This is a genomic window from Ruegeria sp. HKCCA6837 (assembly GCF_013034475.1).
GTDB lineage: Bacteria > Pseudomonadota > Alphaproteobacteria > Rhodobacterales > Rhodobacteraceae > Ruegeria.
In genome coordinates this window covers 26,460-51,548 of the sequence record NZ_WQGD01000020.1, presented here as the reverse complement: position 1 = coordinate 51,548, position 25,089 = coordinate 26,460, and the positions used below count along the sequence as shown (strand labels likewise).

The following is a 25,089-nucleotide window of genomic DNA, read 5'->3' as shown; positions in this document are numbered from 1 at the left end:
CCCACCAGTCCCCGAAACTCTAGTCCGAAATGGCCCAGAACACGGGGGCTAGACACTTGGGCGTGCACGGAGAGGTCAGCACTTTTCGGGAAGTACTGGCGCAGGAGACGGTTAGTGTTCTCGTTTGTGCTACGTTGCCATCGCCTGACCCCAATAAGGCTAAATTGGATATGTGGTACAGAATGAATGGAACTCATGCTTGATTTGAATGCTAACTAAAGCAAACCGCAGTCCCGCTCGAAAACCCCGCGTCTACCTTTATTGATCTAACAGGCAATTCTTCGATCTATTGCGGTTCAACTTCGAATGCTCCCTGACCAAGTCAGCCAACTCTGGCCTGCATGAACCGCAGTTCTTTCCAGCCTGAAGAGCATCTCCGATATCGTCCACATCGATCAAACGTTTGTCGCGAATGGCGTCGATGATGGTTTTTAGTCCGACCCCAAAACACGAACAGACGATTGGTCCACAGTCTTCAGAAGCAGCAGATGACCGGCCAGACAGAATCTGATGGAGTGAGACCTCAGGCAAAGTTGCCAAATATTCTCGCATTAGTGTGATAGGTTGGCGGGAGATGAAGAGCGCCGCCAAAAGGCGCTTTCCGTCAGACAGCGCGATCCTGTGCGAGCCGCGTTTGGAATCTTTGATTGAAGTCACTACAGCATCGGGAAGTCCAAACCACTCGCGGGCTTTGTGTTCCCAATCGTCAATGTCTTGCTTCCCTGCTAACTCGATCCTGTAACCTTTGGCCGTTTTGCTCATTGCCCAGTATTCTGCCGTAGGTGAGGCCGCATCGACGGACACGGCGAAACCGTACCACGAAGCATTCACACGTCGCACCGAAACAGCCGCCGCCTTGCTCTCAGGTTGTCCAGAGACTGGATCAACTACACTTGGAACAAGCGCATCCACACGGGCTGTTGGCGCCGTTTCACCTGTCCAGTGAATAGGAGCAAACACTTGACCTGGCGCGACTGCGTCTGTGATGCGAAGTCGAAAGATACCGCTTCCTACTACGCTGTTGAGTTCGACCAAATCTGCGGCAGCAAGGCCCAACCGATCGACATCATTCGGATTTACCTCGACATATGGTTCGGCCAAATGGGCCGAAAGACGGGGTGACAACCCAGACCGGGTCATAGTGTGCCACTGATCCCGGTTTCGTCCCGTATTCAACATAAACGGGTATTGTTCAGAAGTCGTCGCTTGAGGTGCACGATGGGTAACAGGGACAAAACGTGCTTTACCATCAGGATGAAAAAATTGCGCATCACCGAAAAAACGACCATCCGATTTGCGAGATGTCGTCGGCCACCGTGTCGGGCTCAGCGCTTCGTAGCCCGCGTCATCAATGTCCGAAAATTCTGTAATGTCCAGGTCTTTGCCAAATGCCACGGCAAGCGAGGTCATATTTGCGAATTCTCGAAAAATCTGCGCCGGTGTCTCATAACTGAATGCCTCGGCCCACCCCATGCGGCGGCCCACCTCGGCCATAACATCCCAATCTGCGCGTGCTTGTCCCGGAGGTGACAGAACGGCGCGTTGTCTGCTGATTGTGCGGTCTGAATTGGTTACTGTACCGCTTTTTTCGCCCCACCCCGCAGCGGGCAACAAAACGTCTGCACCGCGTGCGGTGTCTGTTTGGGCAGTCAGGTCACTTACAACTGTGAATGGACATTTTTCGATAGCCGCCATCACTCGGTCTGCATCAGGCATGGTAGCCGCCGGATTGGTGTGGATGATCCAAAGTGCTTTTATCTGACCGCCTTCGACAGCGCGAAACAGGTCAACAGCTTTGAGCCCCTGCTTCTCTGGCATCTTTGGCGCCTTCCAGAAGTCCTGGACGGCTGATCTGTGTGCTTCGTTTTCGATATCCAAGTGACATGCGAGCATGTTGGCCAAGCCACCGACCTCTCGGCCCCCCATAGCGTTAGGCTGACCGGTGACCGAGAACGGACCCATCCCTGCGCGCCCGATCCGCCCGGTGGCCAGATGGCAGTTCAGGATCGCGTTAACCTTGTCTGTTCCGCAAGAGGATTGGTTTACGCCCTGACTGAAGATCGTAACAACGCGCTCAGTCCCAATCCACAGGTCACAAAAAGCCTCAATCTCATCGGGGTTGAGCCCGGTCGCGTCAGAATCGTCAAGCTGCGCCAGCTCGAGTGCTTCGAAGAATCCAGTGCTGCGATCCAGAAAATCCACTGCCACATGCCCGGTCTGGTGAATTCTGCTCAACAACCGGTTAAATAGCGCAACGTCGCTGCCGGGTTGCAATGCCAAATGCAAATCGGCTTGATCGCAGCTAGCGGTTCGGCGTGGATCAACGACAACAATCTTCGTGCCGCGCGCCTGACGCGCAGCCTTGACGCGTTGGTAAAGAACGGGATGGCACCAAGCGAGATTCGAGCCAACCAAAACAACCAGATCAGCCTCTTCCAGATCCTCATAGGTTCCGGGTACTGTATCTGTCCCGAAGGCGCGTTTGTGCCCGGCCACGGTTGAAGCCATGCAAAGCCGCGAATTGGTGTCGATATTCGCCGAGCCCATGAAGCCTTTCGTCAGCTTGTTGGCAACATAGTAGTCCTCGGTCAGCAACTGTCCTGAAACATAAAAAGCCACGCTGTCCGGACCATGCTTCTTGATAGCTGCAGAGAACCGATCTGCGACCAATTGCAAGGCATTGTCCCAACTGGTGTCTTGGCCAAAGACGCGAGGAACCAGCAACCGGTGTTCCAGCCCGACGGTTTCACCCAAAGCCAGTCCTTTCGAGCACAAACGACCGTAGTTCGCCGGATGATCCGGATCGCCGCGAACGGTCAAACCTCCGACCCCATCGGGCCGTAGAAGCACACCGCAGCCGACCCCGCAATAGGCGCAGGTCGAGCGAACCTCGGGCAGACCACTTCCATCCATCAGGCTGCGCTCCGCCGGGTAATCGCGCCGTCGTCCAGTAGAATACGGCCATCCTCAAGGCGCACCGGATAGGTGGTGATGCGGCCATCATCAGCGCCCTGTGCCTCGCCGGTATTAAGGTCGAAGACCCAATTGTGCAAAGGGCAGGTCACCGATTGCCCGTGCACGATACCCTCAGACAGTGGACCGCCGTTGTGCGGACAGCTGTTGGTCGCGGCATAGACATCCGCCTCGGCTGTGCGGAAGACTGCGATGCAGCCGATATGTGTTTTCACCAACCGCGCCCCGCGTAGGGGCACCTCGTCGATATGTCCAATGTCGATCCAGCTCATTCAGCGGCCTCCAGTGTGAAATCAGCAATCGGCGCGTAGGTCTGCGCTTTTTCTTTGACGTGTTCGGCCCATGGATCTTTTCGGTAGATGCTTTGCGACAGTTCGAACCGGGCGACCAATGCGGCGCGGTTTTCAACGTCGTCGACGACCTGAGCTTTGACCCAATCCATGCCCACCTTGCCCAGCCATTTATACAGTCGATCCAGATATTTACCGCCTTCTCGATAGGCCTGCGTGACGGCCATCACGACCTCGGTCGCTTCTTCTTCGGTGGGAACTTGACAGAGTAACTCGGTCTCTTTGACATCCATCCCTGCGGCCCCGCCGATGCTTATCTGATAGCCAGAGTCGACGCAGACGACGCCGATGTCCTTACAGGTCGCCTCGGCGCAGTTTCGAGGGCAGCCGGATACGGCCAGCTTCAGCTTATGCGGCGTCCACGACCCCCAGAGAATTTTCTCTAGCTTGATACCCAGACCAGTGCTGTCCTGCGTGCCAAACCGGCAATGATCGGTTCCAACACAAGTTTTGACCGTGCGCAGACCCTTGGAATAGGCATGGCCCGAGACCAGACCGGCCTGGTTCAGATCCGACCAGATCGCAGGCAGGTCTTCCCCTTTCACGCCCAGCAAATCGATGCGCTGACCACCTGTAACCTTCACGGTCGGTACATCGTATTTGTCCGCCGCATCGGCGATAGCGCGCAATTCATCGGGGGTGGTTATGCCACCCCACATACGCGGCACAACGCTGAACGTGCCGTCCTTCTGGATGTTGGCGTGCTTGCGCTCGTTGACGAAGCGGCTTTGTGGGTCGTCTTGATACTCCAGTGGCCAATCGGCCAGCAGGTAATAGTTGATCGCCGGTCGGCAGACATGACAGCCATTGGGCGTTTTCCATCCCAACTCCTGCCAGACAGCGGCCTGGCTTTTCAGCTCTTGGCCCTTGATCAAACGCCGCACATCCTCATGCTTGAGGTCGGTACAACCGCAGATCGGTTGCGCGGTCGGTAATTGGAAAGCGTCGCCCAAAGTGACTTGCAAGACCTGTTCGACCAGCCCCGTGCAAGTTCCGCAAGACGCGCTGGCCTTGGTGTTTGCGCGCACCGCGCCCAGATCCCCGGCCCCGGCATTGATCGCCTCGACAATCTCGCCTTTGCATACGCCGTTGCAGCCGCAAATCTCCGCCTCAGGCGGCAATGCTGCAACGGCTGAGAGAGGGTCCGCGGTGTCGCCCCCCTGATAGGCCGGGCCGAAGATCAGCGTTTCTCGCATCTCCTCTATGCTTGTGCCATCTTTGATCAGGCCGAAGAACCAACTGCCATCGGCCGTATCGCCGTACATCACAGCGCCGACAAGACGATCCTCTTCGATCACAAGGCGCTTATAGACACCGCGTGAAGGATCGCGGAAGACGATGTCCTCGCGTCCCGATCCGTCCGCGAAATCCCCCGCGCTGAACAGATCACAACCGGTGACTTTCAACTTGGTCGAGAGGGTCTTTTGAACGAATGCCGCCTCTTCCTCGAGCAACGACTGCGCTGCTACCTTGGCTTGATCGTAGAGCGGCGCAACAAGGCCGAAGACTTCTCCGTCATGTTCGACGCATTCGCCGACAGCATAGACATCCGGGTCCGAGGTCAGCATCTGGTCATCCACATGAATGCCGCGCCCGGTGGCCAGACCAGCCTCTTGTGCCAGCGCCGTATTCGGGCGGATGCCCACCGCCATGACCAGCAGATCACAGGGCAACTTGCTCCCGTCATCCAGCAACAGAGCGCGGACCTTGCCGTCTTCCCCAAGGACTTCCTTGGAATTCGCTTGCAGGCAGATCTTGATGCCTTTGTCTTCCAGCGACTTCTTCAGCAGATAGCCTGCGGCCTCATCCAGCTGACGCTCCATCAGATGACCCATAATGTGGACCACGGTGACGTCTACTCCTTGCGCGGCCATGCCCGCCGCAGCCTCGAGACCCAACAAACCGCCGCCAATCACAACGACCTTGTTGTCCGGGCCCATGCCCATCATCCGCTGGGTGTCTTCCAGATCGCGATAGGCAATCACGCCTTCTAGATCATGACCGGGCAAAGGGATCATGAACGGGCTCGACCCGGTGGCAATTACCAGCTTGTCGTAAGGCACATGTCCGTTCTCGCCCTCGACCACCTTCATCTCACGATCGATTTTCTCAACCTTCTCACCAAAGCGACAGGCGATACCACGCGCGGCGTACCAGGCATCGTCATGGGTTACGATCTCTTCGTATGTCTTCTCACCCGATAGAACTGGGCTAAGCATGATCCGGTTGTAGTTCCCGCGCGGCTCGGCGTTGAACAGGGTGATGTCGAACGCGTCCGGCGCGGCGTCGGTCAGGTGCTCCAGCACCCGACCCGAAGCCATGCCTGCGCCAATGACTACAAGTCTTTGCTTCATGATTTCACTCCGCTGCAATCGCCTTGGGGGCGGGTGTTTTGGGTTTGGCGCCATGTTCGTATTCTTCCAGAAAATCGAGGACTTCCTGCCTGTAGGCGTAGTAGTCTGGGTGCTCCAACAAGGCTTTGCGCGTGCGTGGGCGTGGCAGGTCGACCTTGGTGATCTTGCCGATGGTCGCTTGCGGGCCGTTGGTCATCATCACCACGCGGTCGGCCAGAAGGATCGCCTCGTCCACATCATGGGTCACACAGATCGCGGTGACTTTGGTGCGGGACCAGACCTCCATCAGCACTTCCTGCAATTCCCAGCGCGTGAGGCTGTCGAGCATTCCAAAAGGTTCATCCAGCAACAGGAGTTTGGGAGATAGGGCAAAGGCGCGGGCGATGCCGACGCGCTGCTTCATGCCGTTCGACAGGTCAGAGGCGGATTTGTCCATCGCATCAGCCAATCCGACGCGTTCCAGATAGTACTCCACCACGTCCTGCCGCTCGGCAATGCTGGCCTTGGGATAGACCTTGTCGACACCGATCGCGACGTTCTCCTTGGCGGTCAACCAAGGGAACAGGTTGGGCGACTGGAACACCACGGCGCGTTCTGGGTCAGCCCCTTCGACGTGACGGCCGTCCAGCTTGATCGCGCCTTTCGAAATGTCATTCAGCCCGGCTGCCATGGTCAAAACGGTGGACTTGCCGCAACCTGAATGGCCGATCAGCGAGATGAACTCGCCCTTGTCGATCTTCAGGTCGAAATCCTCGACCACGGTCAGAGGACCTTTGGGCGTCGGATACACCTTGTGTAGCTGTGAAAAGTCGAGGAAGCGGCTCTCGATCATCCCCTTTTGGGCCTCGGCGACCGCCGTTGGAACTCCGTGGATCGGGGTGACATCCGGCAAGATGCGCGAGCCTTCGACCTTGGCCTCGATCCCCACATCCATCAGGTATTTAGTGACTTCAGCGCGCAGGTGTTTGAAGGTCTCATCGTTGTTCATCGCCCCACGTTCACGTGGGCGCGGGATCGACACGCGGAACTCTTGCCCCAATGTCCCATCAGGGTTCAGAGCGATGATACGGTCCGCCAGAATGATCGCCTCATCCACGTCATTGGTGATCAGCACGCAGGTCTTCTTGTCGGCTTCCCAGATATTTTCGATCTCATCGGCCAGATTGGCGCGGGTCAGGGCGTCGAGCGCCGACAGCGGTTCATCCAACAACAAAACTTCGGGGTTCATCGACAGGGCACGCGCCACGTTGACCCGCTGACGCATCCCTCCCGACAATTCTGCCGGGCGGCGCGAAGCGGCATGGCTGAGGCCTACCATCTTGACGTAGTGCGCGACTTTCTCGGCTTTCTCGGCCTTGCTTAGGCCGGGAAAGACCGTATCCACTGCCAGACCCACATTGCCGCTAACCGTCAACCACGGCATCAAAGAGTAGTTCTGGAAGATCACGCCGCGTTCGGGGCCCGGCCCCTTGATCGGGGCACCTTTAAAGGTGACCTCGCCATTCGAGGGCATATCCAGGCCGGCCATCAAGTTGATCAGGGTCGTCTTACCGGTGCCCGAAAACCCGAGGATCACCAGAAATTCGCCCTCTTGTACGTCCAGATTGATGCCCTTCAAAACATCTGTGCGCGCGGTGCCTACACCAAAGGATTTCGAGGTGTTTTTGAAGCTCAGAATGCTCATCGCGCTCACCGATTATTCGTGAAGGTAAACAGGGATTGCAGCGCGTACATCACCCGGTCCAGCAGGAAGCCGATAATGCCGATGGTGAAGACTGCAACCATGATCTTGGCGAGCGAACTGGAGGAACCGTTCTGGAACTCATCCCAGACAAATTTGCCCAGACCGGGGTTCTGCGCCAGCATTTCCGCGGCGATCAGAACCATCCAGCCGACACCCAGTGACAGGCGCAGGCCGGTGAAAATCAGCGGCAGCGCTGAAGGCAGCACCAGCTTGGTGATCTTGGTATAAGTGTTCATTTTCAGAACCTTGGAGACGTTCACCAGATCTTTGTCGATGGATGCCACACCAAGTGCGGTGTTGATCAAGGTGGGCCACAGCGAACACAGCGTCACGGTAATGGCCGAGATCAGGAAGGATTTGGCAAACCAGCCGTCATTGGTCACGTATACCGCCGAGACGATCATGGTCACGATCGGCAGCCATGCCAGAGGTGAGACCGGTTTGAAAATCTGGATCAGCGGGTTCAGCGCCGCATTTGCGGTGGGCGACAGACCGGCGGCGATCCCAAGCGGAACGGCAACAACGGTCGCGATCAGGAACCCGAAGAACACGGTTTTGATCGAAGTCCAGATTTGCTGATAGTAGGACAGCGCACCGGTGTAAGCGACTTGTTTAACCTCATCTGCGCGGCCTGCATCGATCAGTTTTTGATTCCGTTTCTCGACCATCGCCTCAAACTTGGCGCGTTTGGCAGCCTTCGCCTGCGCGTCCTCGTTCAAGTTGATCATTTCTTCCCAGACCTGAGCCGGTCCGGGGACCGCACCCAAAGAGGTTTGCACTTTCGGGGCAAGCGTCCCCCACAGCAGCAGGAACGCGCAGATCGACAGCAGGGGGACGATCAGCAACCGCCAGATCTCGGTCATCTGGGCGCGCGGGTTGTCCCCGGCGGCGGCTTTCAGAACAGGCGTGGCCCAGCTGAGGCCCAGCACTTGGAACCATTTGTCGGCCGCGTTGATGCGGGTGAAAAGGCGGGCGCGACGTTCCTCTCGGGCTGCGTCAGCGTTGAATTCGGGATCGACCGTTGTCATCTGATGTGTCCTTGCGATGGCGGGGCACTTTGGAAACCGCACCCAGCGCTGGCCGGGCGCGGCGCTTCGAGCTTAGCCTTGTACGTCCGAGCCGACGATCTTCTGATCGCCTTTCAGACCGATGGACAGGCTTTCGAGATAGGCGTTGGGGGTACGACCGTCATAGGCGATGCCGTCGATGATATCCTCTGCCGGGGTCGGCGCTTTGTAACCATCGCTTTCCCAGGGGAAGTCGGCTTCATTCGCAAGGCCTTCGTCGACCAGCAGGCGTGCGGCCTCCAGATAGATTTCTGGCTTGTAGACGGACTTGGCGACCTCGTCATACCAGCTGTCTGGCTTGGCGTCGGCGATCTGACCCCAGCGGCGCATCTGGGTCAGGTACCAGACCGCGTCCGAATAGAAGGGATAGGTCGCATTGTAGCGGAAGAACACGTTGAAATCGGGAACCTCGCGTTTGTCACCTTTTTCATATTCAAATGTGCCGGTCATCGAGTTGGCGATGACGTCGTAATCCGCGCCCACATATTCCGGGCGGCTCAGGATTTCGACCGCTTCAGGGCGGTTGGCGTTGTCGTTCTCATCCAGCCAAATCGCAGCGCGGATCAAAGCCTTGGTCACGGCCAACGTGGTGTTGGGATACTCTTCGGCGAACTCGGCAGTGATGCCAAACACCTTTTCAGGGTTGTTCTTCCACAGCTCATAGTCCGTGATCACCGGTACACCGATACCCTTGAAAACAGCCTGCTGGTTCCACGGTTCACCCACGCAGTAACCGTAGATCGTGCCGGCCTCCAACGTGGCAGGCATTTGCGGTGGAGGCGTCACGGACAGGAACACATCCGCGCCAATCTGACCGGTCACGTTTTCGGGGCTGTAGTAACCGGGGTGCAGACCACCGGCGGCAAGCCAATAGCGCAACTCGTAATTGTGGGTCGAAACCGGGAAGACCATGCCCATGTTGAACGGCTTTCCTTCGGATTTGTACTTCTCGACCACCGGAGCAAGCGCCTCGGCGCTGATCGGGTGCTGTGGGCGACCATCTTCCATCTTTGGGATGTTGGGCTTCATTTCTTCCCAAATCTCGTTCGAGACGGTAATACCGTTGCCGTTCAGGTCCATCGAAAACGGTGTGATGATATGGGCTTCGGTCCCGTAGCCAATAGTGGCCGCCAGCGGTTGACCGGCCAGCATATGCGCGCCGTCTAACTGGCCGTCGATCACGCCATCCAGCAGTACTTTCCAGTTGGCCTGCGCCTCAAGCGTGACGAAAAGGCCCTCGTCCAGAAAATAGCCGTTCTCATAGGCCACGGCCAGCGGCGCCATATCGGTCAGTTTGATAAAGCCAAAGGTCAGTTCGTCTTTTTCCAGTTCCAATTCAGCCAATGCCGGAGATACAAGCGCTGTAGACGCAGCGAGGCTCAGAAGAAGCTTTTTCATATCGATCCCTTTCGGTTTAGCCCAACCCCTTGGGCAAACAAAAAAACCGCCGACACACACCGCCAGGAGGAGTTGGCGGTTGGTCGAGCGGCTTTGCTCTCGTGAGGTGCCCAATACTTTGGGCGAATTCTGTCGGTGGGCGTCGTTGCCTGCCGATGTCCTGATTTAGGCATCCTTGAACCGGGCCGTCATCCGCTTTTGGGCATCAGGATGTGAATTTTCTGCGATGCAGCGTGAATTCATGCTGCATTGCAAAAAAATTAGGCACTCTCATCCTGCGGGCTCGAAAATGCGACGGTCAAAAAAAACATTGGGCGGCAGAATCAGGCTTCCGTTTACCGAGGCCACCGCGGTCGCCTCGGGCAGCGCACCTTCTAGCTTCTCCGACGCGCCGGGAGTTTCGACACCCAAGCCGACAAGCTCGCGTCGATACAGATCGCTGCGAAAGACCCGGGCGGCCTGACGTTCGGCAGTGCTGACATCGATCCCATTCCGTTTCGCCAGTTGATGCGCGATCCACTTGGCCTGACTGCGCCATGGGAAACTCGCGGCACCGTCAAAGAATTCAACAAAACCGTCCACCTGCCGCTGCTCACCGCTCGCCGAGATGGTGAACTCTCCCATAAGGGCGCGGTCAATCAGTTCCGGTGACACGTTGAGGTATGCCTTGCGCGACAACATTTCGGACGCGGTGGTCCGGCTGTCGGCCTTCGACAGCCAGCGCCCGGCTTTCCAAACCGCGCGCATGAGGCTACCCAGCAGGTGTGGTTCGGTCTCTGCCCAATCGTTTCGGACCGCCAGCACCTTTTCCGGTGCGCAGGTCCAAATCGCTTTACCCGGTAGCAACAGTGCACCAACATTATCGTCCGCGGCGTAAGAGCCCCACGGCTCGCCCACGCAGAACGCATCGATCTCGCCACCGGCAAGGGCCTGCGCCATCAATGGCGGCGGGACGGTGCGGATTTCGACCTGTTTCGAGGCCAACTCGGTTCCCGCAACCCAATAGCGCAACAATTCGACGTGCATGGAAAATGGAAAAGGCACACCAAAGACCAACACGTCACCGGTGGCTTTTGCCAACGCGGACCCAGCCGCAGCGGCATCTGAGAAATCGAAGCCGTAGCCTTGGTCGGTTAACCGCCCAGCCAGTCGAGTTCCAACGCCTATAACATTGCCATTCAGTGACAGGACGGACACAGCAGATAAAGGTGTCGCAATGCCACCAAGACCCAAGGCCATCGCAACAGGGACCGGTGACAGCAGATGCGCGGCATCCACATGCCCAAAGGCAAGCATATCTCGCAGAGATGACCATGACGGAGCTGGACGCATATCCAGCGAAATCCCTTCTGCATGATCAAACCCCATCTCGCGCGCAACGATCAGCGGGGCCGCGTCGACCAAGGGCATGTAGGCAACAGGCAGAGTTACGGTTCTCATGACAACAACCCCGAAGCAGTCACCAGCGCCTCAGCCACGTCGGCGACGCGGCGGTTCTGGTTCATCGCGGTTTTGCGCAGCAGGGCATAGGCTTCGTCCTCTGACACGCCCTTTGCTTTCATCAACAGCCCTTTGGCGCGGTCGATCACTTTTCTCTCTTCCAGCGCACGGCGGGTTTCGGCCAGTTCGGTCCGCATTTGGCGTAGGACCTGAAAGCGGGCGATAGCCGTATCGATCACAGGTTTGATGCGTTCGGCCTGCAATCCGTCGACCACATAGGCTGACACCCCAGCCTCAACAGCGGCTTTCGCCAATCCGCCCGCTGCGCCCGAGACGAACATAGCTACTGGACGTTCCAATGGACCCGACGCAACGGTCAGCTCTTCCAGCATATCGCGCGAGGGATTGTCGATATCAATGAGGACAATGTCTGGGCCATGCGTTGCGATTTTGCGTGCCAGCCCAGAGACGTTGCCGATCACAAAAACCTCTACGTCACCGGACTCTTTTAAGGCATCTACTATTGCAAAAGCACGATCTTGATTCTGCTCTACTACAACGACAGTCAGGTGTTGTTTCATAGAAACTCAAGTGAGCCCAAGACTCATTGATCGCAATTACAAGGTCATTGAATGCAGTCATCGGACTGCCGGTTCGCCCAATTTCTCAGCTCATTTTTTGCGTGTAGCGGAATATTTGCTCAGTTTTCTTGCATGCTATCAAAGAAAGCTGCCGTGAACACCGCGGTGGTGCATTGGAACGACTCATTGTTTTTTCATTTGGGCCACTTGTTGGTTCTGGGGTATTCAAATGCACTTCCATAGAAGATCCAATTCGAAGGCCAGCTTTGACAGCTGGAACCATGTCATTCCGCGCGCGCAGCGCCCCCTCGCTTTCCGCCCTAAACGACACATGCTGCGCTCATCACCTAAGTCGCCTTTGGACTCCAACGCGGTCATTCGCTGCACTTGGCATGAACGACCACTTTGCGGACAGATTGGAAATCGCAATGCGTATCGACTAGCCTTCGCTGCCGTTTACTTGGCGATGCAGCCATTCGCTGTGGATGCCAGAACTTGGTTCAACAAAACTCGTGGCCTGCGGGACAGCTGTTGCGTCACCTGTCGGTTCAAATGGCACTGAGCGACCAGCAGAATTTTGTTCGCACTACTTTCTTGGGGAAAACAAACCCTTGGATTGCTTTTCCAAGTAACCTTGTCACTTCACCCTCAGATTGGTGAAAACCTCGTTCGGTACGCGGTCAGAAAAACTCTGGCTTTCAGATCATTGAACACGGACTAAAGTCATCACTTTAAGCCGTTAGGCAATTCCTCGCTCCACTTTCGCAATTCGTCGAGAAACCCAAGTGCCGTGCGGCCAAGGTCAGTGATAGAATACTGCACGGAAACCGGCGCAGTATCCATCACGTGTCGGCTCACCAGCCCCTGATCCTCTAGCTGGCGCAGCCGCTCGGCAATCATCTTTTTACTGGCCCCACCCAGCAACCGAGCAAGATCGTTGAAACGCACCGGACGATCCTTCAGGTGCCATAGGATGGACCCAGTCCATTTACCACCGATGATCCGCATGCCCCGTTCAATTGCGCATGGCTCCTGGCAGGCCTCTGTCACAATTCGGCGCCCTTTCACATCTTCGTCCACCCGCGCCCGCATCGTTATCCTTCCCCTTATTTTTTAAGGTTACTAAAAGTATACTGGTTGATTTTCCACACCTCAATACTCAAATGCTCCCGACCCCCTCCTACGTCAAGGGGTTCACACAGTGCACATATAGGATATGGACATGAGCAAAATCCTGATCGTGAACGGCACTCAGCCGTATGAGTTCGCCCCCGGACAATTGAATGCCAGTCTGGCCGAACGCGCACGCGACACGTTGGCCGCAATGGGTCACGAAGTACGCATGACCACCGTTGCTGATGGCTATGACGCAAATTCAGAGGTCGAGGCGCATGTTTGGGCAGATACGGTCATCATGCAGTTCCCGGTAAACTGGATGGGCGTCCCATGGATCTTCAAAAAATATATGGATGAGGTCTACACAGCCGGAATGGATGGCCGCTTATGCGCTGGCGACGGTCGCACCGCCGACGCACCAAAAGCCAACTACGGCATGGGTGGATCACTGCACAGCAAGACATACATGCTGTCGGTGACATTTAATGCGCCGAAAGAAGCATTCGACAACCCCGCCGAGCCGTTCTTTGCCGGAGCAAGCGTTGACGATCTGCTGCGCCCAATGCATCTGAACGCCAAGTTCTTCGGTATGCAGGCCCTACCGACATTCGCGGCATTCGATGTTATGAAGAACCCCGAAATCGAGGCCGATTTCGCTCGATTTGACGCGCATCTGAAATCCACTTTTGTCGAGGTTGAACATGTCCCAGCCTGATATTCACCTGTATACCGCAGGCACGATGAACGGCTACAAGCCGGTCATTTTTCTGGAAGAGGCAGGTATCCCCTACGACCTGACCCATATCAACTTTTCCAAACAGGAACAGAAGGCGCCGGATTACCTGGCGCTGAACCCAAACGGAAAGATCCCAACGATTGAGGACCGTTCGGAAGGCCGTGCCATCTTCGAATCCGGTGCGATCCTGTGGCATCTGGCCGAGAAATATGGAAAATTCCTGCCGTCGGACCCGGTCAAGCGGTCCGAGGTTGTGCAGTGGATGCTGTTTCAGGTCGGCCATGTGGGGCCGATGATGGGACAGGCGATGTATTTCCAGCATATCGCCGCGCCAAATGGCCACGAAGAGCCCTTCTCGATCCGTCGCTACGTGGACGAAAGCCGCCGATTGATGGAGGTGATGAACACACGGCTGGACGGGCGTGAATGGATTGCAGCGGACGAATACACCATCGCTGACATGATGCTGTACCCGTGGGCGCGTGCCTATGTCTGGGCCCGGGTGGATGTGTCGGACCTTCCGCATCTGAACGCCTGGTTTGACCGTATCGATGCCCGGCCCGCTGTGCAGAGAGCGCTGACCATCCCCAAGGCCAACCCACAGTTCTGGGATGCTAACGCGGATGCCAGCGCCTTTGCCAAGGAAAACGCGGCGCGTTTTTCCGGAGATGTGAAAGGAACCTGAACCGTGCCAGATGCGCCCTCTTTCCGTGTCGATGTCGTGTCAGACGTTGTTTGTCCGTGGTGTGTGATTGGCTACCACCAGCTCGCCAAGGCCGCACGCGACACCGGCGTCGAACTGGATATCCGCTGGCACCCGTTCGAGCTGAATCCTCAGATGGCAGAACGCGGAGAGAACCTGCGCGACCATCTGGCATCGAAATACGGGACCACGTTGGAAGGGTCGATCCAGGCACGAGCCCGCCTGACCGAGATGGGCGCAGCACTGGGGTTCACGTTCAATTACGCCGATGACATGCGGATATATAACACCTTCCGCGCGCATCAATTGATTGACTGGGCCGCCGAGCAAGGCAAGGGCCACGAAATGAAGCAGGCCCTTTTTTCGGCGTTCTTTACACGCCGCGAAAATGTCTCGGACATACAGGTTCTGGCCGGCGCGGCTGCTGGCATCGGGCTGAACCGCGCGGATGCGCTGGACATGTTGCAAAGCCAAGATCGGGCCAATCACGTGCGCCAGAAAGAGCAAATCTGGATCAACCAAGGTGTTCGAGGCGTGCCCGCAATGATGTTCGACCAACGCCACCTTGTGACCGGCGCGCAGGGCGTAGAAAACTACACCCGCATCCTGCTGCAACTACGAGACGACAGGGCCGCGTGACACCCGTGAATGCCGTGTCCTTCCGGCACAAAAAATCCACGATCGGACGGATGTTGCCCGGCATGCCCTCGCTGAACAACCATTGTGGGGGTTGCATGACGTAGGTCTCCGCGACAACCTTCCGTTATAGAAAAAATTCAGTCGGGGTGGCTGCATGTCGGCCACTACAGCCTTTCAACCTTGAAGAGTTCTAATTTATGGCACTGCATGACCACCCCATGTGGCGAAAGCCCCAACATCACCGGGACCTTGACCACGCACATGATCATGTCCACTGGGCCGAGCTGTTCTATGACCTGATCCATGTCGTGACGATCTTTCTGCTGGGCAATTACCTTTCGCATCATCTCGATCTGTATGGGTTTCTTGTGTTCGCCGGGGTGTTCATCACGCTCTGGTACGCGTGGGGCGAACTCAGCATATTCAACTCGATCTACGTCAGTACGGATTTTTGGCATCGCCTGATCATGTCCGTAATGATCTGTACCGTGATGTTTATGGCAGCGGCGATCCCGGCTATTGACGGAAAGGGTTGGGTTTTCTTCGCGTTAGGATTTGCCGCGAACAGGGCCATGATCGCGGCGCTGTACTATCGAGCCCGGCGGGCCAATTCTTCAGGCGAGTCGATGTCGACGGCCCAGATCCGCAATTTCTCGGTCTTTGCGGTAATCTTTGCCATCGCGGCTTTTTTGCCCACTCCGCTTGCCTATTGGGTATTCGCGGCAGCTATGGTGGCCACGCAGGCAATGTACATGATCCCCGGTGTCACCGTCCTGCGTTTTGAGCGGTTCGTTCCCCGCCTTGGCCACATGGCCGAACGGTTTGCTCTGCTGACACTGATCGTTTTGGGCGAAGGGTTCTTCAAACTGGTCGTCACCCTGTCCGAGAAAGGCATCTACAAAGTTTCGCCCGACGTGCTGGTCAATTTTGTCATCGGTGGTGTGTCGATGTTCGTCATGTGCTGGATCTATTTCGACTTTGTCGGCAATGCCAAACCAAAGGACAAAAAGGTGTCGACATTGGTCATCTGGTGGCTTGCGCATCTGATCTTGATGCTTTGCGGCGTCATGGTCGGCGTCGCTCTTGCTGCCGAGGTCAAAGTCGGATTTTGGGAACCATATCCAACCGAATATGCCGCCATTGGCTGTTTCGGTCTTGCTGGTTATATCGCAATGCTTTGGGTGCTTCAGAGCGTCACAGAACACCGTTTGGCATCGGATTTCGGCCGTTGGGATGTACGGGTGTTTGGGATTGTTCTGGCTATTGCCTGTTTCTATGTCGTCCCACATGTCCCCTCATTGGTTGGCAATCTTATTTGGGGGACCGCTTTGCTATCGCAAATCGCAATCCCCTTGACACGCGCCTGGACGAAGTTTCGACATGAGTGAGGCTGTGACAAATTCAGGCTTTCTAAGAAGGAAAGTCTATTGGTGGCTCGAGCGCCCGGACCGGGCGGCCACCGGTCCGTGGTTTCTTGAAATAGCTCTAATTGCCCTAATCACGCTGAACGTGGCCGCCGTTATCCTGGAAACGGTTGACACCATATATTTCCGTTGGGGCCTGGCGCTGAACCTCTTTGAGGGTCTTTCTCTTTTTGTTTTCGTGGTCGAATACGCGGCAAGGCTGTGGGTCGCCACCGAAAATCCAAGTTACAAAACGCGCGCCGCCTGGGCCGTCTCGCCGATCGCCATCATCGATTTACTAGCGATATTACCTGCGCTGCTTTACCTGATTTTCCCGGTTGATCTGCGTCTTCTTCGGACATTTCGTATGCTTCGACTGCTCAAGCTCACGCGGTATTCGCCCGCACTAGGCATGTTGCTTGCCGTGTTCGAGGAAGAGGCCGGCGCTTTTTTTGCAGGTTTCTTCATCCTGATGGTGATGCTGATCTTTGCCGCAAGCGGCGCTTGGCTGGCAGAGCACGAGGCGCAGCCAGAAGCGTTTGGCTCCATCCCCGCGGCTATGTGGTGGGCCATGGCAACGCTGACGACCGTTGGCTATGGCGACGTGACACCTGTTACTGTGGCCGGAAAGATCTTCGGTGCTGCGATCACAGTGATTGGCATTGGAATGGCGGCATTGCCGGCAGGTATCATCGCCAGCGGCCTAAACGACCAGTTACACCGCCGACGTGCGAGCTTGGAGCTCGAATTTCGAAAAGCACTGGAAGATGGCGATATCTGCGAGGCTGATGAGAAGGAAATTGACGCTGTTCGCAAGCAATTGGGTCTGTCGCGCCGCGCTGCAGATCATATCCGAAACCGCGTGCACACCGAAGCGATATCACAGTTCGATCACTGTCCTACCTGCGGTCAGCCAACGGGGCAAAATGCAAAGCCCTAAACGTTCACTTGCGTTCTGAACTCGTCCGCTTTCCGGCCCCCAACAAGCTGTCTACCGTGACCGAGATTTGCTTGGAAACCCAAGCCATCTATTCGGACGTTTCGAAGGTTCGTTACACCGATTCAACACGTGAGTCGAAGAAATGCCGGCAAGCTAAAGACATTTGACCTTCTTGTTAGCGGCCTTGAAACGCACGGTTACGTCGGGCTCGAAGCGGTCGTTCGGCAGAATTCAATGAATGCCTGCTAAGCGGACAAAGCTACCGTTCGAAATCTAGTCATTTCCAAAAGACAGGGAAATTGAGGCAAGGTGACATAGTCCACCTTGCCTTTAGCTGAGTTATTCAGGGATTGTCGCGCCGGGAACAGCCTCATACGCATTGGACGCCACGACTTGGGCCTCCCCAGCCGCGGTGCCGGGCAAGATCTCGAACAATGGGTCAAAGTCAACCATGGTTGAGGCAAGTTGTGAGAGAACGTTGGCATCGCCTTCAATCTTAGCAGTGCCATCTGCAATCTGCTGCTCCAGCTCTACCGCACCCATCATCGTCATTTCGAGGTCTGAGCGATTGATCACAAGCGTCAGGTCCGGATCATTCGCTTGATACCCCTCGATGTTGGTCAGGGTGGCATTTTCCAGTTCGATGATGAACTTCTCTCCATTGTCCGGTGTGACCAAGTTGATGGTGAACCGCATGCCTTCGGCTTTGCGGCTGTCCATCTTGATGCCGAGGTAGTTCAGGAACAGCTCGGTGGACATTGCGCGGATTACGTCGGGGCTGGTCGAACTAAGCACCGGCGCATCTGAGATGCCGGAGCGTAATTCATAAGCACCCGACAAGAAGCTATTCCGCAATCCGGGATTTTCTTGTTGGTAGCCAAGCTGTTCATAGCAATCTGCCAAGAGATCACGAGCTAGCTGATTATCATTTTCAGCCAGGAAAAGCCTGTTCAGGATTTCGACGGCCATCTTGTACTCGCCCGCACCAAAAAGTTCCTGCCCTTTGGCCATGATCTTGTCCGATCCGCCCATCATCTCGACATAGAGCGGCGCTGAGTCTTCCGGAGACGGCGGGATAAGTGTCGCGGGGTTGGCATCCCAAAACCCGAGGTACCGCTGGATTACCCCTCGGCTGTTGTGCTCGGGCGAGCCGTGATAGCCGCGGCAATGCCATTCGTTCTGCAAGCTCTTGGGCATCTCGTAGACGTTCTGGATCTGGTTGATCGTTACGCCCTGATTGGCAAAGTGCAGCACCTGATTATTGAAATGCGCGTACATATCGCGCTGCGCCCGCATGATCTCCTGAATGCGGTCGTTGCCCCAACGAGGCCAATGGTGCGATTGGAACATCACCTCTGCTTCTTCGCCAAATAGGTGCAACGCACGCGAGATGTACTTAGACCAGCGCAGCGGATCACGCACCGGCGCGCCGCGTAGGGTGTAAATGTTGTGCAATGTGCCGGTAATATTCTCGGCCATCCAGAGGGCCTTCATATCAGGAATGTACGTATTCATATTAGAAGGCGCTTCAGTGCCCGGTGTGTTTTGGAAGACCATTCGCACGCCATCGACGTCGATGTATTCGATGTCTTCTTCGATTATCTTTGTCGGCGCGATCAGCCCAAGAGCGCCCAGCGAAACGCGATGCCCTAGACCCTGACCGGCAAAGCCAAACGGGTTAATAGGAAGCTGTTGTCCATACTGGTAGGACAAGCGGCGGTTCATCGCGTTACCAGCGTAGACGTTTTCAGAAATTGTGAACTGCATGAAGTCGCGTGGCGCGATAATTTCTACCTTGCCCGCGCGTACGTCGGCTTCGTCAACTATCCCGCGGACGCCCCCCCAGTGATCTCCATGTGAATGCGAATAGATAACGGCTGTGACTGGAAGGCCATCACCGACATGTTCTTGAAAAAGGTTCCACGCTGCGCGAGCGGGCTCAGTCGTGAGAAGCGGATCGATGACAATCCATCCGTTGTCACCACGTACGAAGGAAACATCGGATAAATCCAATCCGCGCACCTGATATATACCTGGTACCACCTCATAGAGGCCATAGTTCTGATTGAGCCGTGAGACACGTTGCAAAGAAGGGTGAATGCTGGGCCAGTCCTTGTCCTCGTCGAAAAAGCGGAAGCTTGCCATGTCCCAAGCAATGTTGCCCGCATCCGCCATTATCTCGTCTTCGGGCATTGCCGCAATAAAACCACGAGCCTGCTCGTCGAAATCGCGGGTATCTGAGAACGGCAGCGCCTCCCGCGCTTCGGCGAGGATTTTCAAAGTGTGCTCGGATGGTGCTTTGCCTTTTGGATGAAAGTGCCCTTCGGCAGGTGTGGCGCTCTGAGCTTGCGCGGAACCTTCCTCTGAAAGGAACGTTGGCGCGACGGCAAAAGCGGCTCCCATCGCCGGAACGGTTTTCATGAAATCACGTCGGGTCGTCATAAGTAATCCCCTCCCAATTACTTTTGGCTTGGAGAAGATTGAGGTACAAATAGTTTCGGCGCCTTGATCCATGACAATCAAATTTGAATTTTAGAATGACTGCTCAGGACTCGAAGCGATCGTTCGTTGCTACTTGTTTGTATGAATGATTTGCGGACAAGTGCAGACCCTTAGTTTTCTTAACCTGATTATTAAAGTTCAAGCATGACGCACGTTGCGCTCAACTAAAGAGATCATTGACCGATAGGCCATTCGAACCTCAATATGATCACGCGCTGGCCCCGCGGCGAACACCATTGAAAACATGGGCGAAGGGTCGGCCAAAGAACGACTGGGAGGGGCGCATGACTGCCAATGTGGAGACCCTTTTCACCGAAAGCGACGGGCTTTCCATCGCCTATCAAGTTTGGGGCGATGGGCCGCGCAATCTTGTTTTGGTCCCCGGAATGATTTCGCACCTGGAAGCGTCCATGGAAAATCCGGGCTATCTGCAGTGGATGACTGCTCTCAGCTCGGTGGGAAGATTGGTTACTTTCGACAAGCGCGGCAACGGCATGTCAGACCGCATTCAGGGAACACCAACCCTTGAAGAGCGCGTCATGGATATAGAGGCTGTGATGGATGTCACTGAAATGACCTCAGCCACGGTCATTGCTTTCTCCGAGGGGGCCTCCCTTGCCTGTGTCTATGCCGCGATGCGCCCTGAGCGCGTTGAACGTCTGGCTTTGTGTGGTGGGTACGCTCAAGGCCGTCTAACTCGCGGTTACCTGACCCCCGAAAGCCTTGAAATCGCGTTGAAACAGTTCCGTGAGAATTGGGGGAAGCTCTATAAACCTCACCCATTCTCGGCTTTCGGCCCAAGTGAGGACGATGCTGAAGCTCAGGAAGCATGGGCGCATTTCCAAAGGATGAGCGCGACCCCTATTACAGTCGCCAACCTGTTCGAATTGGCGGCCCGGATAGATATCCGGGAATTGCTGCCTTCTATTTCACAACCCACTTTGGTCATACATCGCGAATTCGAAGAACCCAACGGGGCTGATTGCGCCCAGGATTTTCTGCGTTTGATGCCATCCACTAAATACAAAACCATACCCGGCCACGAGCATGTGCCATGGGAAGGCGACGTGGACAGTTATTCGGCCTCAATCGTCGAGTTTGTCACCGGCGAAGCACCGGCGACGATCCAACCCAAGCGCACCCTTGCTACCGTTCTGTTCTCAGATCTGGTCGCGTCCACTTCGCAACAAGCACGCATCGGTGATGAAAGTTGGCGCGACTTGATGAACCGCCACGATGACATCTGCGCAAACCAGATCTCTCGACACGGTGGTCATCTGGTGAAATTCACTGGCGACGGCGTGCTGGCGACGTTCAGTTCTCCTACAAGCGCGCTGGCCTGCGCTGGTTCTGTGAAAGAAGCATTGTCTGCAATCGACCTTAACGCACGCTTTGGCGCTCACACTGGTGAGATTGAAATTCGCGGTGAGGATATCAGCGGCCTTGGCGTGGTCATAGCAGCGCGGGTGATGGGCCAAGCCCAGGAAGGACAGGTTCTGGCATCCGATCTCACGCGGCAACTGATGCTCGGTGCGCCGTTCCAGTTTCAAGACTGCGGTGAGCACGAGTTGAAGGGCGTTCCAAATTCTTGGAGACTGCACGCGGTCAGTCCTGCGAACTAGACAACGCGGAACACTGGCCTTGCCTACTGTTCTTTACCACGGGATCCGATTGTGGGCTTTGCGCTCGAAGCGGTCCTTCGCCAAGTCGCAACGGATGTCCACTTTGCGGACCTTCTTGTCATTGGCGTGTGGGGGCCAAGGGCGGCGACCAGCCCAAAACGGAGGTTGAACAGTTGTCTATTTGCCAGCAGTTTTAGGATAAAGTCGGCATCTGAATCATGCCTCAGTTTTTTGGCAAGTACCGATCCAAAAGAGCGTCGACCAACCCTTTCTGAAGTTGGTAACCAGTTGCTTCGTCCACACGTAAAATGTCTTCAAGAATGACAAGTTGTTCCATGCCCGTCGTCATGGACAATCGCTTTGCTAGGTCGTCAATTTCCTTCGGCTCCATCAATGGGTGAACTGGCGCAAGTGCTTCCGAAAAAGCCGCTAATCTTCTGGCCCCACGCATTTTGACCGTTCCATCCTCAAGAGATGCCTTGAGTGATTCCGCCAGAAACTGGCGGAAGTGCGCCTCATTAACCCGAGAAAATTCCAGATAGTAGCGCGCGACCACATGTACACGGCTCCTAACGTCGTCCAGCCCCTCAAGAAGTTCCGACGTGGGAGTGACGTCAAGATCCAGCGTCGCATCCAAAGCCAAGACACTTGGGTCAGAAAAGTAGCGATAGACCGTCGCACGACTGGTTTTGGCGCGTTCAGCGACTTTTGCTAGCGTGACCTCCTTGCCTTCCGACATCAGGTCACGTGCAGCCGAAAGAAGTACTTCTCGCGTTCGGTTGATTTGATTTGTACGAGGCGCCAATTCCAAACCCTTTATGATACACTTGTCTTATAAGTAGATATATGTATCATAAGGGCAGTTTGTTTCAAGTAAAGGGAGTCGCAATAATGACTGAACCTCGCCCGCGAATTTATCATCTTCTTGGGAACCTTTTGACGTTCCACGCCTTTCCCAGTGAGACTGGAGATCGTTGCACAATTGTTGAGATAAAGACGGCACCGGGTGCCGGTGCACCGCCCAACCATCATGCTGGCGAAGATGAGAGCTTCTATGTGCTCGATGGTGAATTCGAGTTCTTTTTGAATGGTGAGACAGTCAACGTCAAATGCGGTGACTTCGTTAAAGTTCCGGACGGCGCAGTGCACGCCTTTACATGCACCGGAGAGCGGCCTGGCAGGTTACTTTGCATAAATGCCCCCGGCGCGATGCATGACACTTTCTTTACTGAAGCCGGTGAAGCAATGCCTGACGGTACGACCGATATTCCGGCGCCAGATGCACCACCAGACATTCCGGCTATCATGTCCGTGGCAGGTCGAGTGGGAATGACGATCCTGGCGCCTGCGGACGTTCCTAGCTAACGAATTTGCTTAAAGTGCGCCAGCCTGCGAACCGGAGGCTTTGAGCTAAAGATTCTACGGTACACCCTACCTGACACTACTAGCTCAATCCGAAGGGACATTCACGAATAGACCTTGCGTTCCGGATAGCGGACATTCGCTGCGCTTCCGGAGAGTGTTATTTGCCTGAACCAAAGCAGTCGAATAGGTGTAGGCGATCTAATGCTTGGGTTTGTCCGCCACCAAAGGTGGGTCGTGTTTGTTTTGTCCCGAGAACGATCATCTCAGCATTCTTTCCGAAACGTCCTCAAGAAGAGTACGCAAATCGAACTCTCCTCCTTTGTCCGCAAGTCCTTTGTCATGCAGAATGAACGACAGCCCGTGCACGAAACTCCATAGCAAAAAACCGCGGCGGCGAACTTCGTCTGTGATTCCCGGTTCGCCGAGACACTTTGCAACCTCAGCTAGCAGAATCGCAAAGCTTTGCTGGCCGCCTTCCTCCAGCCGGGGATCCGCGATGCGGTCTGTGAAGCCGCCAAATTTCAGCCTGAAGATCCCGGGCTCATTTAAAGCGAAGGCAATATACTCCATCCCGATGGCGGTAATGCGGTCGGGAGATCCTTCAGGAACGCCTTCCAGTGCGGCAAGCATTTTGTCTCGGTGCCGATCCATTCCCTCAAGGACAGTGGCGACCAGCATTTCTGTCTTGTCTTTGAAGTGCTTGTACGGTGCCGCAGTCGAGACGCCCGCGCGTCTGCACGCCTCAGATACGGAAAAACTGTCAGGTCCTTTCTCTTCAACCAACTGTCGGGTTGCTTCGATCAGCGCAGCACGGAGATCGCCGTGATGGTAAGCCTTCTTGCTCACTGAATGACCGGTCGCCTGGATGGTTGTTGAGTGATTTTTTTCTGTGCTGCTCATGATCCAAGATGTGCCAGATCACGTATCCCTTGTCAAAGTAAGAACTTCTAACATATGTTAGAGACGCTAACTTGATGAGGTCCCCAAATGCCGAATCCTGCAAATTCATCTGCTGAATTGGTCAAACCGAACCTATTTGCGCGTATGTTGCGCAGCACTGTGCGTCTGGTAGTGACCGTCGGTTTTATAGCCGTTGCAGCGGCCGCCGTTTACTTCGGCGCGGCCGAACTCACTCGCAGGGCAGATGCTGTTCCCTCACCGGAAGCGGCCGCAGTGACCCCGGTTTCCGCAACACTGATCACGTCGGAAAGCGCTTACACGGTCGGACGTGTATTCATCGGACAAGTCGAGCCTCAACGTTCAGCGGATATCTCTTTCGAATTGAATGGCACGCTTGACCAAATCCTGGTGGATGAGGGAGACGAGGTCGCTAAGGGCCAGCTTCTCGCAACATTGGGCGTCGCTCTGTTGGAGGTCGAACGCGACCGTCTCACAGCGTCACGTGATGCCATTGCAGCCCAGCTTGCATTTGCCAAGAAAACGGTCGAGCGAAACGCTAAACTCATCGAGCAAGGCTTTACCAGTCAAGCCCGCCTAGATGAGGCAGTTTCCCAACAAGATGAATTGCTTTCCAGAATTGGCGAACTGGATGCGGCCTTGCGTGACGTAACCGTTCGGATCGAGAAATCCAGTATCGAGGCTCCGTTTGCCGGTCAGATAACCGCTCGAAACGTGGACGGTGGAGAAACTCTGCGCTCAGGCGAGCTGGTTCTGGGTATGGTCGACGTCGAGTCGCCGCAGGTTCGGATCGGTGTTCCTCTCGATGTTGATCCGGCGCTGCTGACTGATGTTGAGATCGAAGTAGCAGGTCAAAGATATAGGGCTGAGCTTGCAACTTTGCGGCCTGATATTGACCCGGTGACCCGAACCCGAACCGCGCTGTTCGACCTGAAGAAAGCGCCGGACGTTGCTTTCGGACAAACCGCACGTTTGCATATACTCGAACCTGTCCAAAGTGCGGGAACCTGGGTGTCCACAACTTCACTGAAGGAAGGAACGCGCGGGCAATGGACCCTGCTCGTTGCCGACGCGCAAAAGACTGTGCGGCTAGCGGCGGTCGAAGTGCTGCATGCCGAAGACGACCGTGTCTTTGTGCGTGGCGTGTTTCCGGAAGGCACAGTCCTGATCGATCAGGGGCCGCAGCGGGTCAGCGTTGGTCAGCGCGTCGCCTTCAACACTGGCGAGTAACGGAGCGA

Annotated in this window: 20 protein-coding genes and 1 pseudogene; 8 read left to right on the top strand and 13 right to left on the bottom strand. The window is 55.7% G+C overall.

The window, feature by feature from the left end; genetic code table 11:
* From GOV91_RS22590 to GOV91_RS20045, 10 genes and pseudogenes are all read right to left on the bottom strand, one after another.
* Positions 1 to 140: pseudogene (locus GOV91_RS22590) on the bottom strand (IS30 family transposase); the annotation flags it as partial.
* Between the two features lie 118 nt (positions 141 to 258).
* Positions 259 to 2,913 (bottom strand): nitrate reductase, encoded by a 2,655-nt coding sequence (locus GOV91_RS20085; protein ID WP_171236771.1) that lies wholly within the window; start codon positions 2,911 to 2,913, stop codon positions 259 to 261.
* Positions 2,913 to 3,245: a nitrite reductase small subunit NirD gene (gene nirD, locus GOV91_RS20080; protein ID WP_171236770.1), complete on the bottom strand. Its 333-nt coding sequence runs from the start codon at positions 3,243 to 3,245 to the stop codon at positions 2,913 to 2,915. The genes GOV91_RS20085 and nirD overlap by 1 nt, the downstream gene beginning before the upstream one ends.
* Positions 3,242 to 5,677, bottom strand: coding sequence for a nitrite reductase large subunit NirB (nirB, locus tag GOV91_RS20075; protein ID WP_171236769.1), 2,436 nt, complete (start codon positions 5,675 to 5,677; stop codon positions 3,242 to 3,244). The genes nirD and nirB overlap by 4 nt, the downstream gene beginning before the upstream one ends.
* 4 nt (positions 5,678 to 5,681) lie before the next feature.
* Positions 5,682 to 7,361 (bottom strand): ABC transporter ATP-binding protein, encoded by a 1,680-nt coding sequence (locus tag GOV91_RS20070; RefSeq protein ID WP_171236768.1) that lies wholly within the window; start codon positions 7,359 to 7,361, stop codon positions 5,682 to 5,684.
* Between the two features lie 5 nt (positions 7,362 to 7,366).
* Entirely contained in the window at positions 7,367 to 8,449 is a 1,083-nt protein-coding gene (locus tag GOV91_RS20065) for an ABC transporter permease (RefSeq protein ID WP_171236767.1), read from the bottom strand.
* 72 nt (positions 8,450 to 8,521) lie between these two features.
* Positions 8,522 to 9,886, bottom strand: coding sequence for a CmpA/NrtA family ABC transporter substrate-binding protein (locus GOV91_RS20060; RefSeq protein ID WP_171236766.1), 1,365 nt, complete (start codon positions 9,884 to 9,886; stop codon positions 8,522 to 8,524).
* 270 nt (positions 9,887 to 10,156) lie between these two features.
* Positions 10,157 to 11,326 carry an ABC transporter substrate-binding protein gene (locus GOV91_RS20055; protein WP_171236765.1) on the bottom strand — a complete coding sequence of 390 codons (1,170 nt, stop codon included), beginning with the start codon at positions 11,324 to 11,326 and terminating at the stop codon, positions 10,157 to 10,159.
* Complete coding sequence (locus GOV91_RS20050) at positions 11,323 to 11,907, bottom strand: ANTAR domain-containing response regulator (RefSeq protein ID WP_171177643.1); 585 nt, start codon at positions 11,905 to 11,907, stop codon at positions 11,323 to 11,325. The genes GOV91_RS20055 and GOV91_RS20050 overlap by 4 nt, the downstream gene beginning before the upstream one ends.
* Before the next feature lie 726 nt (positions 11,908 to 12,633).
* Positions 12,634 to 12,999 carry a helix-turn-helix domain-containing protein gene (locus GOV91_RS20045; RefSeq protein ID WP_171177647.1) on the bottom strand — a complete coding sequence of 122 codons (366 nt, stop codon included), beginning with the start codon at positions 12,997 to 12,999 and terminating at the stop codon, positions 12,634 to 12,636.
* Between the two features lie 130 nt (positions 13,000 to 13,129).
* Here GOV91_RS20045 and GOV91_RS20040 point away from each other — a divergent pair, with 130 nt between their 5' ends.
* From GOV91_RS20040 to GOV91_RS20020, 5 genes are all read left to right on the top strand, one after another.
* A complete protein-coding gene (locus tag GOV91_RS20040) occupies positions 13,130 to 13,738 on the top strand; it encodes an NAD(P)H-dependent oxidoreductase (protein ID WP_171236764.1) in 609 nt (202 codons plus the stop codon).
* A complete protein-coding gene (locus GOV91_RS20035) occupies positions 13,725 to 14,444 on the top strand; it encodes a glutathione S-transferase family protein (RefSeq protein ID WP_171236763.1) in 720 nt (239 codons plus the stop codon). Before GOV91_RS20040 ends, GOV91_RS20035 begins: the two co-directional genes overlap by 14 nt.
* 3 nt (positions 14,445 to 14,447) lie before the next feature.
* Positions 14,448 to 15,101, top strand: coding sequence for a DsbA family oxidoreductase (locus GOV91_RS20030; RefSeq protein WP_171236762.1), 654 nt, complete (start codon positions 14,448 to 14,450; stop codon positions 15,099 to 15,101).
* Positions 15,102 to 15,298: 197 nt separating this feature from the next.
* Positions 15,299 to 16,489 carry a low temperature requirement protein A gene (locus tag GOV91_RS20025; RefSeq protein WP_171236761.1) on the top strand — a complete coding sequence of 397 codons (1,191 nt, stop codon included), beginning with the start codon at positions 15,299 to 15,301 and terminating at the stop codon, positions 16,487 to 16,489.
* Positions 16,482 to 17,444 carry an ion transporter gene (locus GOV91_RS20020; RefSeq protein WP_171236760.1) on the top strand — a complete coding sequence of 321 codons (963 nt, stop codon included), beginning with the start codon at positions 16,482 to 16,484 and terminating at the stop codon, positions 17,442 to 17,444. Before GOV91_RS20025 ends, GOV91_RS20020 begins: the two co-directional genes overlap by 8 nt.
* Positions 17,445 to 17,783: 339 nt before the next feature.
* On the opposite strand, the gene GOV91_RS20015 is transcribed toward GOV91_RS20020, so the two are convergent.
* Entirely contained in the window at positions 17,784 to 19,958 is a 2,175-nt protein-coding gene (locus GOV91_RS20015; protein ID WP_254440732.1) for an alkyl/aryl-sulfatase, read from the bottom strand.
* A gap of 272 nt (positions 19,959 to 20,230) precedes the next feature.
* On the opposite strand from GOV91_RS20015, the gene GOV91_RS20010 reads away from it, so the two are divergent.
* Positions 20,231 to 21,568: an adenylate/guanylate cyclase domain-containing protein gene (locus tag GOV91_RS20010; RefSeq protein ID WP_171236759.1), complete on the top strand. Its 1,338-nt coding sequence runs from the start codon at positions 20,231 to 20,233 to the stop codon at positions 21,566 to 21,568.
* A 223-nt stretch (positions 21,569 to 21,791) separates the two neighbouring features.
* Here the strand turns inward: GOV91_RS20010 and GOV91_RS20005 are convergent, their stop codons facing one another.
* Positions 21,792 to 22,373 carry a TetR/AcrR family transcriptional regulator gene (locus tag GOV91_RS20005; RefSeq protein ID WP_256368829.1) on the bottom strand — a complete coding sequence of 194 codons (582 nt, stop codon included), beginning with the start codon at positions 22,371 to 22,373 and terminating at the stop codon, positions 21,792 to 21,794.
* Positions 22,374 to 22,459: 86 nt separating this feature from the next.
* Between GOV91_RS20005 and GOV91_RS20000 the strand changes: the two genes are divergently transcribed.
* Entirely contained in the window at positions 22,460 to 22,933 is a 474-nt protein-coding gene (locus GOV91_RS20000) for a cupin domain-containing protein (RefSeq protein WP_171236758.1), read from the top strand.
* A 258-nt stretch (positions 22,934 to 23,191) separates the two neighbouring features.
* On the opposite strand, the gene GOV91_RS19995 is transcribed toward GOV91_RS20000, so the two are convergent.
* Positions 23,192 to 23,833: a TetR/AcrR family transcriptional regulator gene (locus GOV91_RS19995; protein ID WP_174836828.1), complete on the bottom strand. Its 642-nt coding sequence runs from the start codon at positions 23,831 to 23,833 to the stop codon at positions 23,192 to 23,194.
* 87 nt (positions 23,834 to 23,920) lie between these two features.
* Here GOV91_RS19995 and GOV91_RS19990 point away from each other — a divergent pair, with 87 nt between their 5' ends.
* Positions 23,921 to 25,081, top strand: a complete 1,161-nt coding sequence (locus GOV91_RS19990; RefSeq protein WP_171236757.1) for an efflux RND transporter periplasmic adaptor subunit — start codon at positions 23,921 to 23,923, stop codon at positions 25,079 to 25,081.
* The last annotated feature ends 8 nt before the right edge of the window (positions 25,082 to 25,089 follow it).